The organism is Streptomyces sp. NBC_01775 (genome assembly GCF_035917675.1).
Lineage (GTDB): Bacteria > Actinomycetota > Actinomycetes > Streptomycetales > Streptomycetaceae > Streptomyces.
Genome location: NZ_CP109104.1, coordinates 7,147,272 through 7,162,948 on the forward strand (window position 1 = coordinate 7,147,272; position 15,677 = coordinate 7,162,948).

Annotated in this window: 14 protein-coding genes; 10 read left to right on the forward strand and 4 right to left on the reverse strand. The window is 74.4% G+C overall.

Features of this window, described 5'->3' with window-relative positions:
* Position 1 precedes the first annotated feature (1 nt).
* From OHB04_RS31750 to OHB04_RS31795, 10 genes are all read left to right on the forward strand, one after another.
* On the forward strand, positions 2 to 3,142 hold the full coding sequence (locus tag OHB04_RS31750; RefSeq protein WP_326808801.1) for a type I polyketide synthase: 3,141 nt from the start codon (positions 2 to 4) through the stop codon (positions 3,140 to 3,142).
* On the forward strand, positions 3,142 to 4,203 hold the full coding sequence (locus OHB04_RS31755; RefSeq protein WP_326691074.1) for a 3-oxoacyl-[acyl-carrier-protein] synthase III C-terminal domain-containing protein: 1,062 nt from the start codon (positions 3,142 to 3,144) through the stop codon (positions 4,201 to 4,203). The genes OHB04_RS31750 and OHB04_RS31755 overlap by 1 nt, the downstream gene beginning before the upstream one ends.
* Entirely contained in the window at positions 4,196 to 6,133 is a 1,938-nt protein-coding gene (locus tag OHB04_RS31760) for an HAD-IIIC family phosphatase (protein ID WP_326808802.1), read from the forward strand. Before OHB04_RS31755 ends, OHB04_RS31760 begins: the two co-directional genes overlap by 8 nt.
* Positions 6,112 to 6,339: an acyl carrier protein gene (locus tag OHB04_RS31765; RefSeq protein ID WP_326691076.1), complete on the forward strand. Its 228-nt coding sequence runs from the start codon at positions 6,112 to 6,114 to the stop codon at positions 6,337 to 6,339. Before OHB04_RS31760 ends, OHB04_RS31765 begins: the two co-directional genes overlap by 22 nt.
* On the forward strand, positions 6,336 to 7,214 hold the full coding sequence (locus tag OHB04_RS31770; RefSeq protein WP_326808803.1) for a 2-oxo acid dehydrogenase subunit E2: 879 nt from the start codon (positions 6,336 to 6,338) through the stop codon (positions 7,212 to 7,214). The genes OHB04_RS31765 and OHB04_RS31770 overlap by 4 nt, the downstream gene beginning before the upstream one ends.
* Complete coding sequence (locus tag OHB04_RS31775; protein ID WP_326808804.1) at positions 7,177 to 7,986, forward strand: 4'-phosphopantetheinyl transferase superfamily protein; 810 nt, start codon at positions 7,177 to 7,179, stop codon at positions 7,984 to 7,986. Before OHB04_RS31770 ends, OHB04_RS31775 begins: the two co-directional genes overlap by 38 nt.
* Positions 7,976 to 9,304, forward strand: coding sequence for an FAD-dependent monooxygenase (locus OHB04_RS31780; RefSeq protein ID WP_326808805.1), 1,329 nt, complete (start codon positions 7,976 to 7,978; stop codon positions 9,302 to 9,304). Before OHB04_RS31775 ends, OHB04_RS31780 begins: the two co-directional genes overlap by 11 nt.
* On the forward strand, positions 9,301 to 10,416 hold the full coding sequence (locus OHB04_RS31785; RefSeq protein WP_326808806.1) for an alpha/beta hydrolase: 1,116 nt from the start codon (positions 9,301 to 9,303) through the stop codon (positions 10,414 to 10,416). The genes OHB04_RS31780 and OHB04_RS31785 overlap by 4 nt, the downstream gene beginning before the upstream one ends.
* Positions 10,413 to 10,781, forward strand: a complete 369-nt coding sequence (locus OHB04_RS31790; RefSeq protein WP_326691081.1) for a DUF4260 family protein — start codon at positions 10,413 to 10,415, stop codon at positions 10,779 to 10,781. The genes OHB04_RS31785 and OHB04_RS31790 overlap by 4 nt, the downstream gene beginning before the upstream one ends.
* Before the next feature lie 117 nt (positions 10,782 to 10,898).
* Positions 10,899 to 11,351 carry a hypothetical protein gene (locus OHB04_RS31795; RefSeq protein WP_326808807.1) on the forward strand — a complete coding sequence of 151 codons (453 nt, stop codon included), beginning with the start codon at positions 10,899 to 10,901 and terminating at the stop codon, positions 11,349 to 11,351.
* Between the two features lie 66 nt (positions 11,352 to 11,417).
* Here OHB04_RS31795 and OHB04_RS31800 read toward each other — a convergent pair whose 3' ends face one another.
* The 4 genes from OHB04_RS31800 to OHB04_RS31815 form a co-directional block, all read right to left on the reverse strand.
* Positions 11,418 to 12,389, reverse strand: a complete 972-nt coding sequence (locus tag OHB04_RS31800) for an ornithine cyclodeaminase family protein (protein WP_326691083.1) — start codon at positions 12,387 to 12,389, stop codon at positions 11,418 to 11,420.
* Positions 12,390 to 13,344: 955 nt separating this feature from the next.
* Positions 13,345 to 13,524 (reverse strand): hypothetical protein, encoded by a 180-nt coding sequence (locus OHB04_RS31805; RefSeq protein WP_326691084.1) that lies wholly within the window; start codon positions 13,522 to 13,524, stop codon positions 13,345 to 13,347.
* On the reverse strand, positions 13,521 to 13,736 hold the full coding sequence (locus OHB04_RS31810) for a hypothetical protein (RefSeq protein ID WP_326691085.1): 216 nt from the start codon (positions 13,734 to 13,736) through the stop codon (positions 13,521 to 13,523). Before OHB04_RS31810 ends, OHB04_RS31805 begins: the two co-directional genes overlap by 4 nt.
* Positions 13,737 to 14,388: 652 nt before the next feature.
* Positions 14,389 to 15,669: a cytochrome P450 gene (locus tag OHB04_RS31815; RefSeq protein ID WP_326691086.1), complete on the reverse strand. Its 1,281-nt coding sequence runs from the start codon at positions 15,667 to 15,669 to the stop codon at positions 14,389 to 14,391.
* Positions 15,670 to 15,677 lie beyond the last annotated feature (8 nt).

Here is a 15,677-nt window from a genome sequence, read left to right on the forward strand (position 1 = left end):
CGTGCCGCACCCCGACCCCCGCGCGGCGGGCCCACGCGCCGTCGCCGTCGTCGGCCTCGACTGCGCCTTTCCCGGCGCGGCCGGCCCCGAGGGCTACTGGCGGCTGCTGACCGGCGACCAGGACACCGTCGGCGAGCCGCCCACCTCCCGCTTCCGGGGCGGCGCCGTCGGCGCCTTCCTCGGTGACGCGGACGCCTTCGACCCCGGCTTCTTCGGCATCGCCACCGCCGAGGCCACCGCCATGGACCCCCAGCAGCGGCTGTTGCTCCAGTGCACCTGGCGGGCCGTCGAGGACTCCGGGCTGCCGCCGCCACGCCTGGCGGGCACCAGGACGGGCACCTACGTCGGGGCCATGTCCGACGACTGGGCCAGACTCGCCCTGGCCGACCCCGCCGGCATCACCCCCCGCACCGGCACCGGCAGCGGGCGCGCGATGCTGGCCAACCGCCTCGCCTACCAACTCGACCTGCGCGGGCCCAGCATGACCGTGGACACCGCGTGCTCCTCCTCGCTGGTGGCCGTGCACCTGGCCTGCAACGCGCTGCTGACCGAGGAGTGCGACCTGGCGCTGGCGGGCGGCGTGAACCTCGTCATCGGCACCGCGCTCGACCAGATCTACCGCCAGTCCGGGCTGGCCGCCCCCGACGGGCGCTGCAAGCCGTTCGCGGCGGAGGCCGACGGCATCGGGCGCGGTGAGGGCATCGGCGTGGTGGCGCTGCGGCGGCTGGCCGACGCGCTGCGCGACGGGGACCCCGTGCACGCCGTCATCCACGGCAGCGCGGTCAACCAGGACGGGCGCAGCAACGGCATCATGGCCCCGCACCGCGCCTCCCAGCGCGACGTGATCACGGCGGCCCGCGAGCGCGCCGGTGTCCGGCCCGCCCAGGTCCGCTACGTCGAGGCGCACGGCACCGGCACGGCGCTCGGCGACCTCATCGAGGTCCTCGCCCTCGACGACGCGCTCGGCGCCCGGCGCGGCCCGCGCGAGCGGCCCCTGGCCCTCGGCTCCGTCAAGGCCGCCATCGGGCACACCGAGGGCGCGTCCGGCATGGCGGGCCTGATCAAGGCCGTCCTGGCGCTGCGCGAGGGCACCGTGCCCCCGGGCCCGGCGGTGGGCAAGGAGAACGACCGGCTCGCGCTGGCCAAGCGGAGCATGGAGCTGGTCGCCGCGCCGCTGGACCTGGCGGCGGAGGGCGCCGGGTGCCGTGTCGGGGTCTCCAGCTTCGGCATGGGCGGCACCAACGCGCACCTCGTCCTCGGCCCGGCGCCCGCGCCCGCCGCCGAGCCCGCGACCGCGCACGCGTCGGAATCCGCGCCGGAACCTGAACCTTCCGCGGAGCAACAGCCCGGCCCCGTCGCGGTGTTCACCCTCTCCGCCGACACCCCCGAGGCCCTGCGCGACAACCTCGCAGCGCAGGCGGAGGCCGTCGCGGGCACCCCGGCGCGCGACCTGGCGGCGCTGTGCCGTACGAGCAACCGCGTGCGTGCCGCGCAGCCCTGCCGCTTCGCGGCCGTCGCCGGGGCGCCCGAGGAGCTGGCGGCGGCGCTGCGCGCGGGAGCCGGGGCCGAGACGGACGTGCCGGCCCCGGCCGAAGAGCCCTCCGTGGCCTTCGCGTTCACCGGGCAGGGTGCGCAGTACCCGGGGATGACGGCGGGGCTGTACGCCGCCTCGCCGCTCTACCGCCGCTTCCTCGACGAGGCGTCGGAGGCTCTGCGGCCCTACACCGTCGAGCCGGTGGTTGAGCTGATCCTCGGCGGCAGCCCTCGCGTGCACCGCACCGGAACCACCCAGCCCGCGCTCTTCGCCGTCGAGTACGCGCTGGCCATGACCCTGTGCGAGCTGGGTGTGCGGCCCGCCGCCGTGATCGGGCACAGCATCGGGGAGTTCGCCGCCGCGGTGACGGCGGGCGCGCTGGATCTGGCGGGCGCCGCACGGCTGGTCGCGCTGCGCGGCGCGTTCATGGAGGCGCTGCCCGAGGGCGGCGGCATGCTGGCGACCCGGGCCCGGGTACGGGAGGCCGTGGCGCTGGTGGAGCGGGAGCCGCTGACCTCCGTCGCCGCCGTCAACGCGCCGGGCGCCACCGTGCTCTCGGGTGACCTGGCGGCGCTGACGCGGCTGCGTGCGGAACTGGAGCGCGGCGGGTTCGGCTGCACCCCGCTGACCGTCTCGCACGCCTTCCACTCGCCGCTGATGGAGCCGATGCTCGGCCGCTTCGCGCGCGCCGCCTCCCGGGTGCCCGGCGCGGTGCCCCGGCTGCCGTTCCACTCGACGGTGCACGGCGGGCCGCCGGCGGAGGGCACCCCGCTGGACGCCGCCTACTGGACCGCGCAGATCCCGGCGACGGTGCGGTTCGAGGACGCGGTCGGCTCGCTGTGCTCGGGGCCCGAACCGCCCACCCACATCGTGGAGATCGGCCCCAAGCCCGTGCTGTCGGGGCTGCTGCGCAGGATCTCCGCCGCGCGCGGCATCCCGGCCCTGCCCGTGTGCCGCGACGCCGCCTCGGACCTGCGCCAGCCCGCCGAGATCCTGGCCCGCCTCTACCAGGACGGGCTCGACCCCGAGTGGGAGGAGCTGTACGCACCCGGCGACCGCCGCACCGTGCGGATGCCCGCACACCTCTTCTCCACCCGCTGGCGCTCCTGGCGGCAGCCGCCCACGATGGCCTACGACCCGGCGACGGCGGACGAAGCGGCGCACGGGCACGGGCACGCGAACGGGCACGGCAACGGGAACGGGAACGGGAACGGTTCTCAGGCCAACGGGAACGGCACCGGCTCGCAGGCCCAAGCCCACGGCAACGGCTCCCGCAGCGGCACCAACGGCAACGGCTCCCCGGCCGGCCCCGGCCCCGGCCCCCTCATCCTCGCCAAGGAAGGCGCCCCACCGGCGCACGTACAGGCCCGCGTGCGCGAGGTGGTGGCGCAGATCGTCGGGGGTGAGGCGGGCGAACTCGATGAGGACCTGCGCTTCTACGACGACCTGGGATTCGACTCGGTGATGCTCATGGAGCTGAAGTACCGGCTGGAGACGCGCTTTCCCGAGCTGGGCGAGCTGTCGCTGCCCGAGATGCTCTCCAGCCTGGTGAGCATCGGATCCCTCGCCGACTACGTGCGCGGCCTGCTGGCACCGGCGGCCGTCTGATGTCCCCCCTTGGCACCGCGCGCCGCGGCATCCCCCTGTACCTGCTGGGGGTGGGCACGGCGCTGCCCGGCGAACCCGTGGACAACGAGGCGCTCTCCAGCAGGCTGGGCATCGCCTCGGAGTGGGTGGAGACGTTCATCGGCACCAGGACCCGGCACTTCGCCGTCGACCTGGAGGGCGGGCACGTCCGCTGGACCCTGGAGGACCTGTGCACCGACGCCGCCGACCGGGCGCTGGCCGACGCCGGGGTGGAGCCGGACGACATCGGCTTCCTCGTACTGGCCACCGCGACCCCCGACGCGCTGATGCCCACCACGGCGGCGCTGCTCGCCGACCGCCTCGGCATCGGCGGCACGCCCGCCTACCAGCTCCAGTCCGGGTGCAGCGGCGCCGTGCAGGCGCTCGCGCTCGCCCGCGCGCTGCTCGCCGAGGGCACGGGAGGCGGCGGCCCCGGGCTGGTCGTCGGGGGGGACGTGTGCACCAAACACCTCGACCTGCGGCAGGACTTCCGCCGGCTGCCGCCGGGCGCGCTGGTCAACTACGTGCTGTTCGGGGACGGCGCGGGCGCGGCCCTCGTCGGCGCGGCGCCGGGCCCCCGTACCCGGGCCACACTCACCCACGTCACGCACCGCCTCGACGGGCTGGGACTGCCGCCGGGGCAGCGCGTGGAGTGGTTCGGCGCCGCCGACCTGGAGCCCTACCGGCCCGCCGCCACCGAGGACTACAAGGCGGTCGAAGACCGGGTGCCCGTCATGGCCCTCGAGGTGCGCGACGAGCTGCTCGACGCGTGCGGCTGGCCGCCCGACAGCGTCGACCATCTCCTTCCGCCGCAGCTCAACGGCAGGATGACCCAGCGGATCACGAGGGAGCTGAGCCACGGCCTCGAGTGGCAGGACGTCTCCTGTGTCGCGGAGACGGGCAACAACGGGAACGCGCTCGTCTTCCTGCAACTGGAGCGGCTGCTCGCCCGGATCCACCCCGGGCAGCGCGCCCTCGGCATCGCCATCGAGTCCAGCAAGTGGATAAAGGCCGGCTTCACAGTGGAGGCGCCCCATGCCTGACAGCGTGCCCTCCCCGGCCGGCTCCCTGCGCGCCCTCCACGCGGCGGGCGAGCTTGTCGCCGCGTACCCGCAGGTGCGCGGACTGCTGGACGGGGCACCCGCGCACGAGCTGGACTTCGCCGGGCGGGCGCTCGCCCGGCTCGACCCCGACGAGGTGCTCGCCGCGCACCCCGGCACCCCCGTGGTGCGGGTCGCCGTCACGGGCCGGGGCACCGTCGGGGAGCTGGTGCCCGCGCTCACCGGAGAGGCGGCGCGGCACGGAATGCTGCTGCGCACCCTGGTGTGCGGGGGCGGCTACGCCCGCGAGCTGGCCGACCCGCGCTCCGCGCTGTACGCGCACGCGCCCGAGCTGACCTTGTGCGTCCTGGACCCGCTCACCGTGTGGGAGAAGGTCGCCGAGCCCTGGCTGCCGATCGAGGTGACCGTGGCCGCCGCGCGGCAGCGCGCGCTGCTGGCCGAGCTGGCCGCCGCACACGCCGCGCACGCACCGTCCGGCGCCACGCTGGTGCTCAACACCGTGCCGCTGCTGCGCCGCTTCACCCACCAGCTCACCGGGCTGGCCCAGCGCGCCGAACTCGGCGGACTGTGGCGGGAGTTCAACGCCGACCTGCTCTACATGTCCACCCCCGCCGAAGGGCTGGCCGTCCTCGACCTCGAACCGCTCCTGGCCGCGGGGATCCGCGCCGACGACCCCCGCATGGGCGCCTACGCCGACGCGCACTGCACCGCCGGGCTGCTGGCCGCCTACGCGCGCGAGGCCGGCCATCTGCTGCGGGCGCTGCGGGGCGGCGCCAAGAAGTGCCTCGTCCTCGACCTGGACGGCACCCTGTGGGACGGGGTGCTCGCCGAGGAGGGCCCCGAGGGCGTCAGCGCCTCCGGCAGCCTGCGGGGCGCCGCCTTCGGCGCCTTCCAGCGCGCCGTGCGCCAACTCGCCTCCCAGGGTGTGCTGCTCGCCGTGTGCAGCAAGAACGACCCGGCCCCGGTGGCCCGCGCGCTCGCCGAGCACCCCGAATTCCCGCTGGGTGCCGAAGACTTCGTGACGGTCGTCGCCGACTGGGGGTCCAAGGCGGAGGGCGTGCACACCATCGCCGCACGGCTGGGCATCGCCCCCGAGGCCGTCGTCTTCGCCGACGACACGCCCTTCGAGCGGGAGACCGTACGTGCCGGGGTGCCAGGGGCCGCCGTCGTCCCGTTGGACGCCGAGCCCGCGCTGCACACCGAACACCTGCTGGCCGACGGCTGGTTCGACACCCCCACGCTCACCGAGGAGGACCGCCTGCGCCCCGCGCGCTACGCCCAGCGCGAGCGGCGTGAGCGCTTCATGGACGGCTCCTCCGACACCACCGGCCACCAGGCCTTCCTCGCCGGCCTCGGCATCCGGGCAGAGGTCTCGCCCGCGCGGGAGCACGAGAGCGCCCGGCTGGCCCAGCTCAGCCTGCGCACCAACCGGTTCAACCTCACCGGCACCCGGCTGACCACGGCGCAGGTGCGGCAGCTCGCCGACGGGCCCGGCACGCTGGCGCTGGCCGTACGCGCGGCCGACAGGTTCGGCGACGAGGGCGTGATCGGCGCCGTCTTCGGCCGCGTCGACGCCACCGGGCTGCACCTGGACAACCTGGTGCTCAGCTGCCGGATCCTTGGCCGGGGCATCGAGGAGGCCCTCCTCAGCGGCCTGCTGTACGCGGCGCGCGCTGCGGGGCTGCCCGCCGTGCACGCCCTGTGGCGCCCCACCCGCGCCAACGGGGCGCTGCGCACGCTCTACCCGGACCACGGCTTCGCGCCCGTACCCCGCCCAGGCGCGGCGGCGGACGGGGGGAGCCTGTGCTTCCGGCACGCGCTGGAGCGCGTCACACCCGTGCCCGCCCATGTGCGGCTGCGGCTACGGCTCACCGAAGCGGAGGTGGAGACATGCACACCGTCGAGGACCTGATCGAACTCGCCAACACGCACCTCGGCACGGCGCTCGCACCGCAGGACGCCGGGGCCGAGCTGGCCGGACTGGCCGCCTGGGACTCGGTGCAGCTGCTGCGCCTGGTCGCGCTCCTCGAACAGGAGCTGGGCAGACCCGTACCGGTCGCGGAGGTGCTCCAGGCGCGCAGCCTGCGCGACATCTGGGCCGTGGCGGTGGGCACATGAGCCCCCGGGACGGCACGGCAGTCGTCCCAACCGACTCCCGCTCCCGGCGGCACACCCGCTACTTCCTGCGCTGGGCCCGCACCGCCTCGCCCGTCCACCTGGGCGCGGACATCGACATGACCCGTGTGACGGAACACCGCGGGGCGGCCCGCATCTCGGGGCACCGCTACTCCTACGTCTCCTACCTGCTGCACGCCGCGGCCCGCGTGCTGGCCGGCCACCCGGAGGCCCGCGCGCTCGCGGCCGGGGTGCTGCGCCCGCGCACGGTGCCGCTGCCGGGTCCCGGGGTCGGCGCCAAGCTCGCGCTGGACGCGGCGGGCCCCGGCGGCGGGCGCGCCGTACGCACCGTCGTCCTGCCGGAGGTGGACACCCTGCCCCTGGCCCGGATCCAGGAGCTGGTCGACCACTGCCGCGCTGCCGACCCGGCCCGGCTGCCGGGCGCGGAGGCGGTGCGGGTGCTGTGCGGACTGCCGCCGCCGCTGGGCGAGCTGGCCTTCCGGTACGGGGTGCGGGGCCCGAAGGCGCGGGCCCGGCGCATGGGCACCTTCGCGGTCAGCTCGCTGGGCCACCGCGCGGTGGACGTCTTCCACTCCTACGGCGGGACGGCGGTCACCTTCTGCGCGACCCGGGTGAGCGAGCGGCCGGTGGCCCGTGCGGGGCGGGTGCTGAGCGCACCCGTCATGCGCCTGGGACTGACCTTTGATCACAGGGTGCTCGACGGAGCCGCAGCGGCGGACGTACTCGATGGTGTGGTGATGCGGCTGGAGGGCTGGCATGGCGATCTTCCTGGGCCCTGCGACGAGCCAGCGGACGGCGGCGTTCGCCAGGCCGGTGCGGATGAGCGGACCCGAGGGGCCCTGGGAACGGGTCCGTGAAGCCGTCGAGCGGCACGGCAGCGTCGTCGTGCACGCGCGGCTTGGGGACTGGCTGCCGCCCGACCTGGACGATCCGGGGCTGCGTCCGGTGCTCGGCCGCGACTACGCCCGCTTCCAGTCGATGACCCACCATCAGGTCCGCTCCCGTTTCGTGGCGTCCAGACTGCTGCTCAAGCATGTGGCCTGCGCGGTCGTCGAAGCGTCTTTGGAATCGGTCGAGCTGGCCTACAAGCCCGGCGGACGCCCCTACGTGCGCGGCCTCGACCAGATCGACATCAGCCTCAGCCACACCGAGGACCTGCTGCTCGTCGGCCTCACCCGGCGCGGCTGGATCGGCGTGGACGCCGAGGCCAAGGACCGCCCCATGCTGGGCCTGGGCACGGAGAACCAGGTGTGTACGCCGCATGAGAGCCGCACCCTCGCGCAGATCGCCGAGGAGCGGCGCAACGCGGCGCTGGTGCGGCTGTGGACGCTGAAGGAGGCGTACAGCAAGGCCATCGGCCAGGGCATGCGCTTCCGCTTCACCGAGTTCGGCTTCGGCCCCCAGGACCGCAATGTGCAGGTGCTGAGGCCGGACGGGGCGCCCGGCACCGGCGACGAATGGACCTTCCACACCTGCCTGGTGGACCGCGCCTACACGGTCAGCGTCGCCCTGTTCGACGCCGGCTTCGGCGACACCAGCGACACGGCGGCGGCCACCATGCTCGATGCCGGGCTGATCGAGGCCCTGGTGTCCGACGGGGCACGGGAGGCGGCAGCAGATGAGCGCTGAGACACCGCCGGGAGGCGGGCGCGCGACGAGGACGGAGACCGAGGTGTGCGTCGTCGGCGGCGGGCCCGGCGGCCGGGCCCTCGCGCGGGCGCTGACCCGGCTGGGCCGCGATGTCGTCCTCCTGGAGAAGCGCGACCCGGCCAAGAGCGCCGGGCCCTCCTTCCGGGGCGAGTCCGTCTCACCGGACGGGGTGCGGCTGCTGGACGGACTCGGCGTGCTCGGCCGCGTACGGGAGGCCGCGCACCGCGTCGACCGGCTGGAGATCCAGGACGCCGGGCGGAAGGTGCTGGACGTACGCTTCGCCGGCTTCCCCTACGCCTACCGCCACCCCGTCGAACTCGCCCAGCCCGCCTTGCTGTCCGCGCTCGCCGAACCGGTGCGCGGCCCGGGAGCCGGACGGTGCGCCGTGCTGGAGCCCGCCACCGCCGTCGGCCTGCTCAGGAAGGACGGGGCCGTCACAGGCGTACGCGCCGGGACCCCCGAGGGGCCCGTCGAGATCAGGGCGGCGCTGACCGTGGGCGCCGACGGGCGCTACAGCGCCGTACGCCGGATGGCCGGGCTCGACGCGCACGCCCGGCGCACCCCGCTGGAGCGGGACGTGATCTGGCTGAAGCTGCCCTTCCCCGAAGCCTGGGACCGCCGCGCCTACCGGGTGCGCATCAGCCGGGGCAGCCACGGGCTGTTCCTGCCCAGCACCGACGGGACCGTACGGGTCGGCCTCAACATCCCCAAGGGCGGCCTGCGCGAGCTGCGTTCGGGCGGCGCCGGGCCCGGCGTGCTCCGCGAACGGCTGGCGAAGCTGGCGCCGGAGGCCGCCGAGGCGGCCCGCGAGGGGCTGCGCACCTGGTCGGACACCGCGCTGCTGGACATCTTCACCACCGAGGTAGCGCGCTGGTGGGTGCCAGGCCTCGTCCTCATCGGCGACGCCGCGCACACCCTCTCGCCCATCCTCGGCCAGGGCGTCAACCACGCCCTGGCCGACGCCGTCGCGCTCGCACCCTTGGTCGCGGAGGCGCTGGGGAGCGGCGGTGCGCCTACCCCGGCCGGCGTGCGTGCGCCGGCCGGCGTGCTGGAGGCCTTCCAGCGCGGTCGGAAGGGCGACGTGGCACGCTCGCGGGCCCTACAGCTGCGCCAGGAGCGGATGTTCACCCTGGCCGCACCGGCGGCGGCCGTGCTGCGCAGAACCGTCTACCGCGCCGTCAACTCCAGCCCCGCGCTCCAGCGCAGGGTGCTGGCCCCCGCCTACTTCCCGGGCCGGCGGCCCCTGACGCGCACCGAAGCCGCCGCCGGCGGCCCCAGGGAGGCCGAGCCCGTATGAGCCCACAGCCGAGCCTGGCCGAACTGCGCGCCCTGGCACCCCTGCACGCCCGCGCCCAGGGCATCCCCCGCCGGCGCTGCCGCGCCCTGCTGGCGCGGATCGGCTCCGCGGCGGACGAGGGGCCCGACTCCTGGCCGGCCGTCTGGAGCCGTGCGGGCGACGCGCTCGCCGCACGCGGCCGGCATCTGGACGCCGCGCGCCACTACGCGCTGGCCCGCTTCCCCTACGCGACGGGCCCGGCGGGTGAGCGGGCGCAGCGGCTGTGCGTACGCTCCTTCGACCGGTGGCGCACCACCTACCCCGGCATCGGCCGCGTAGAGGTCGAACTCCCGGGCGGGGCGGGCACGTTCGCCGCCTGGACGGCGGGGCTCTCCACCGCAGCGCCCCGCCCGCTGATCGTGGTGTGCGGCGGCATCGTCTCCGTCAAGGAGCAGTGGGCGCCGCTGCTGGCACGCGCCGCCGCGCTGGGCACCGCCATCGCCGTCACCGAACTGCCCGGCGTGGGCGAGAACACGCTGCGCTACGGCACCGACAGCCCGGCCATGTTCTCCGCGCTCCTCGACCGGCTCGCGCGCCACGCCGACGTGGGGCGCACCCACGCCGTGGCGCTCAGCTTCGGCGGACACCTCGCGCTGCGCGCCGCGCTCACGGACCCCCGGCTCGTGGGGGTCTCCACCGTCGGCGCGCCCGTACGGCACTTCTTCCGCGACCAGGACTGGCAGCGCACGGTGCCCACGACCACCACCCGGACCCTGGCCCACCTCACCGGCCACCCGGCCCCGGCCGCCGGAGTGCCGGCCTCGCTGGGGGAGTGGGCGCTGGAGCCGTCCGAGGTGGCGGCGCTGCGGGAACTGCCCGTCACCTACATCGCCGCGCTGCGGGACGAGGTCGTCCCGCTCAGCGACGCGGCCCTCCTCGCGCGCGACCCCGGCGCGCGGTGCGAACTGCTGGTCCTGGACGACGAACACGGCGCCCCGGCCCACCTGCCGCGGGTGCGCGCCACGCTGCTGGGCTCGGCCCTGCGCGGCCTGGGCGTGCACCCGGTGCGGCGTGCGGTGCTGGGGCTCGCGGGGAGCCGGCCCGGAACGCGCGGCGGGCGGGTGCGGTTGTGAACGGCTGGACCTGGCGCCACCCGACGGGCCGCACCCTGAGTGCGGCCGTCGGCGTGGCGGCGCTGTGCGCGGGGGCCCGCGCCGGGGGGTCTCGCAGCCGGCTGCTGTGGACCTGCGCCCTCCTCCCCGACGCTGCTCTGCTCTACGGCATCGCCTCGGCCCCCACCTTCGACCCGCTGCCCCGCTACGCGGTACGCCCGTACAACGTCCTCCACTCGCCCGGCATCCCCCTGGTCCTGCTGGGCGCCGCCCGGCTTCTTCGCAGCCGTGAGCTGTGTGCGGCGGGCTGCGGATGGCTGGCCCACATCGGCGTGGACCGGGCGTGGGGCTACGGCCCCCGTACGGCGGACGGCTCCCGCCGGTGAGACTAATTCCGTTTGCTTGCACGTAAGTTGCTGCCGTTAACCGGCTGTGTCGCTATCATCACTCCCGCCGTGCCCCCGCTCGACCAGCGGGGTGAACTTCTCGTAAGGGGGAGCCAGATGCGCAAGGCGGTCGGTGGAGCGGCACTGGTCATGACAGCGGTTCTGCTGGCCGGATGCGGTGTCCTGGACAGCGGGTCGGTGAAGAGCCACAGCGGGACGTCCGCGTCGGACAAGCAGAAGTCCGTGAAGAAGGACAAGTGGGCGCCGCCCGAGACCCACGAGGTGACCCTGGAGGCCAAGGGCAAGGGCACCCCGCAGATCAGCTGGATGGCGGACACCAACCACTTCGAGAAGGTGACACTGCCCTGGAAGAAGACGCTCCAGGTCAAGCTCAAGGGCGCCCAGTTGAAGCTCGGAGTGCCGCTGTACGTCACACCGCAGGCGGTGCCGGGCCCCGACGGCCGGTACGTGTATCCGTCGTGCGCCATCGAGGTCGACGGCAAGAAGGTCGCCGAGAGCGCGGGCGGTACCAGCACCAAGGGCTGCAAGTACACCCTGAAGGGCGACTGAGAGCCCTGACGGGGGCCGTCCCGGCGGGAGCGAACCCGGCCCCCGTGAACGGGCCCCGCCGCCCGCTCAGTCGCCCGCCCGGTTCCGCTCCGCCGCAGCCGCGACCACCAGATCCTGCCAGGCCATGCCGGTGCCCTTGAACAGCCGTGGACGGGTGCGGTCCACCGTCCGCTCCCCGCACACCACCTCCTGGAGCGGGACCAGCGCCCCGGCTGTCAGCGCGCCCTCGTCCAGGGGGATCGCCACGTCTCCCGCCTCCCGCAGCGCGGTCGCCACGTCCTCGACGACCACCGTCGAGGACGCGACCGTGACGGTGTCCACCTCCCGTGCGTCGGTGGTGTGGGAGCCCATGGCGACCACCGTGACGTGCGGTGCCAGGGCCGCGCCGTCGAACAGGGGCGTGGGGGAGGCGGTGCAGCAGGCGACGATGTCGGCACCGGCGACCGCCTCCGGCGCGGCGGCACTGGCGGTCAGCCCGATCTCCGCACAGCGCTCCACCAGGCTCCGCACCCGCTCCGGATCGCGCCCCACGACCTCCACGGAGGTCAACGGCCGCACATGGTGCAGCGCGACCGCGTGTGCGAACGCCTGCGGGCCGGTACCGAAGAGCACCAGGCGCCCGGCGTCGCGTGCGGCGAGGTGGTCGACAGCCAGCGCGGAGACCGCCGAGGTGCGCAGCAGGGTCAGCGCCGGTCCGTCCAGCACGGCCAGTGGGCGCAGGGTGGGCGCGTCCATCAGGAGGTAGGTCCCGGTGATGGACGGCAGCCCCCGCGCGCGGTTGCCGGGGACCACCCCGGCGAGCTTCACCCCGGCGTGCCCGGCGAACTCCGCCGGCATCACCAGCAGTTGCCCGCCGCTCAGCGGCACCCGGGACCGGGGCGGGGTCGCGGCGACGTCGAGCGCGCCCCGCAGGGCCGCGCGCAGCGCCGCCACGGCGTCCCCGACCGGCAGCAGCCGGGCCAGCGCGGGCCCGTCGATCAGTGCGGGACCCTCGTCCCCGGGGGACGGGGCGGACTCGGTGCTGTCACGTTCGGACACGCTCTGCTCCTGGTACGACGAGGTGGGCGACGGCGCGCGCGCCGCTTCGCGGCGAGCATCCCACCCGTGGTCCCGCCGGGGAACCGGGCCCCGGGTCCAGGGGCTACCGGCGTGGTCGGCGTGCATCTGAGCCACCGGCCGCCTTCGCCGGGGCAATGGCCGGCGGACGGCGCCACGGCTTACGGCCGGCCGCCCACCTGCATGCCGGGGAGCCCGAGGTGCGGGTGAGGAGCCGCAGGCCCGGTGTTGAGAGGCGCGAAGGGCTGGTCGGGCTGCATGAGGGCCTTCTGCTGACTGGCTACAGGCGCGGGCCGCTGTGCTGCGTTCGGGGTGCGGGGGTGCAGCTTCCACTCGTTCGGGCCCGTCGGCACCATCGTGAAACCGCCTGGGTTTTCCAGCGCGGCCTTCGTCAACGGCCCCACCGAACGCCCATCCCTGGCGAGGTTGGCCAGCCACATCCTCGTAAGATACTCTTCTTCCGAATTTGCGTATTGTGACTGTTTTGGCACTAGATTCGGTGACCCTGCCCCCGGGCCGCCAGGGCTGAAATACGCAATCACTCTGCGCGCGTTATTCCGGTCATCCTCTGGCTCGGGCGTCGGCATAACAGCTCCCTCCATTTTACCGAACAGCGCTTATCCGACTGCAACATCGGAGCCAACTCACTCCTCACTAACGGGCTCCCGTCTCAGCTGGTTCACCGCATTCACTGGAGATCTTCAACGGTGCGGGTCACGCCGGGTCGTGACGGCGCCTGGCGTGTCGATGGGCGTTGTCGGAGGCGCCGTTTCCGGCTCACCGGGCGCCGTGCCGGGCTCGTACGGGTCCGCGGGGGCCTCCTGTTGCCTTCAGTCCGTGCGTAATTCTCGGAGCTGCGAGCACGTTATTCATGCCGTGGTGTACCGCCATTCCGCCAAGCACTTTCGGGTCGGTGCCGAGGATTCCTCAATTCCCCTCAACGGCCGCTTGGCCGGTCTTTCTCCCCCGTTGGTAGGGTGCCGGCGCGTTGGCGCATGCGCTCCAGGAGGTCGGCGCGGCGGTCGGCCTGCGCGGACTCCGCGCGGCGGTCCTTGTCCACGATGCTTCCCCCGCGCGCGGTGCCGGTCGCCCGGCGGAGGTGGGGTGGCTTGCTCACCGTCGGGTCCTTTCCCCGGCCGCTGCGCGGTTCTCCCGTCCGTGCGGATGTCCCGCGATCACGGCGTTGCAGCTGCGGACCGTCAGACCGTGCCCCTTCACCCGGGCACGGTCCCGGTCCTGGGCTAACAGTTCGCAGACGTCGCAGCCGGGGACCGGCACCGGCTCCAGCACCGGTCCGGGCTGCTCCTCCTCGGTCAACTCCACTCCCATGTGGCCTCTCTCCTCCGCTGCCTGCATGAATGGTTGATGCGTCGGCCGGCGCATCCAGCGGATGCCACCCGCTCTTGTCACGCTCCGCGGTCCACCAGTGACAACACTGGAGTGGGGCCCGCTAATGTGAGGAGGGTTTCGGCGCCCGACCTGGGCGTTGGTCACGTGGGCATATGCGCATGCCGCCGACCGTCGGAAACCGCACCGTTGTGACGCATGACCACACCTACGGTCAGGGGGAGTGGTGGGGGAAGAAACGGCGCATGAGGGGCGCGCCGTGGTTGTCAAGGGTGCGGGGGACGCTCGGGACCCGCGCAGGGTGTTCGCCGAGGAGTGCCGGAGCGCACGGGAGCTTTATCCCGAACCCCCGTTGAATCAGCGTCAGTTGGCGCTGATTGCTCGCACGTCCAAGAGCACGATCTCCCGCGTGGAGACGTGCTTGGGGCCGATTCCGGCCGGGCTTCCGTCCTCGCTGGACGAAGTGTTCGCGACGGACGGCACGTTCAAACGGCTCCACGAGGAGGCCGTGGCGGCCTCGTTCCCATGCGGGACGGCAAGGCCCCGGAGGGCCCTGTCCTCGGCTTCCCGCTGCCGCGTTCGCGGACTTCGTCGCGGGCGTCAAAGCGGGCGGCTCCGCGGCTGAGCAGGGGGCTCACCAGGTGACCGGTAGCGAGGTGAGCCGGTTGACCAGCAGGCCGGTGTGCATGGTGATCTCCTCGGCGGGGATCGCCAGCCGCAGGGTGGGGAAGCGGGTGGCCAGGGTGCGCAGGGCGATCTGGAGTTCGGCTCTGGCCAGTGGCGCGCCCAGGCAGTAGTGCGGGCCGTAGCCGAAGGCCAGGTGGGAGACCGAGGCGGTTTCCTCGGCGTCTGCCGGCCCGGAGCGCTCGGGGCCGAAGCGCTCCGGGTCGAAGCGGTCGGGTTCCGGGAAGCGGTCGCCGTCCCGGTTGGCCGAGCAGATGGAGGCGACGACGGCGCTGTTGGCGGGCAGCGTCGTCCCCGCGACATCGAGCGGTGCCGTGGTGACCCGCAGCGGGCCGCCGTCACCGATCGGGTTGACCCGCAGCAGCTCCTCCGTCAGCGCGGCCAGCCCCGCGTCCGTGCCGGGGACGAGCCCCATCCGCTCCGGGTGCCGCAGCAGCGTGAAGACCGAGGCGCCCAGCACCCCGGCCGTGGTCTCGTGGCCCGCGATCAGCAACGTCATCGCCATGGTGAGCAGTTCGTGCTCGCTCAGCCCGCCCAGGTCGTCCCGTACGACGACCAGCGCGCTCAGCAGGTCCTCGCCCGGCTCGCGCCGCTTCTCGGTCACCAGGTCCTGGAGGTAGGCCAGCAGCGCGCCTTTGTGCTGCCGCATCTGTTCCGGGGTGTGCGCCGTCAGCGACAAGACCGCGTCCGACCAGGTGCGGAAGCGCTCCCGGTCGGCGTAGGGGATGCCGAGCAGCTCGCAGATGACCGCGACGGGGAAGGGGAAGGCGAAGGTCTCGTTCAGGTCGGCGGGGGCGCCCGCCGCCTCCATCGCGTCCGCCAGTTTCCCGGCCAGTTCCGCGAGCCCGGGCCGCATGCCCGCCACCCGGCGCGGGGTGAAGGCGCGGGAGACCAGGGCGCGCAGCCGGGTGTGCTCGGGCGGGTCCATGGTGAACAGCCCGCCCGCGTCGAACGGGACGGCCGTCAGCTTCGGCGCCTCGGGCAGCACGGTCGCCGCGCGCGAGCAGCGCGGGTCCGCGAGCACGGCGCGTACGTCCTCGTAACGGCTGACCAGGTGCCCCGTATCCCCGCTCGGCAGCGTCACCGGGCAGACCGGTGACTCCGCGCGCAGCCGGGCGTACGCGCGCGGCACCTCCGTGGCCGTCTCGCGGGGCGGCGGATAGCGGCGGGGGGCGGGGACGGCGCGGTCGGACGGCGTGCTGGAGGGCGTACGGGTGGAATCCTGCGACATGAACACAC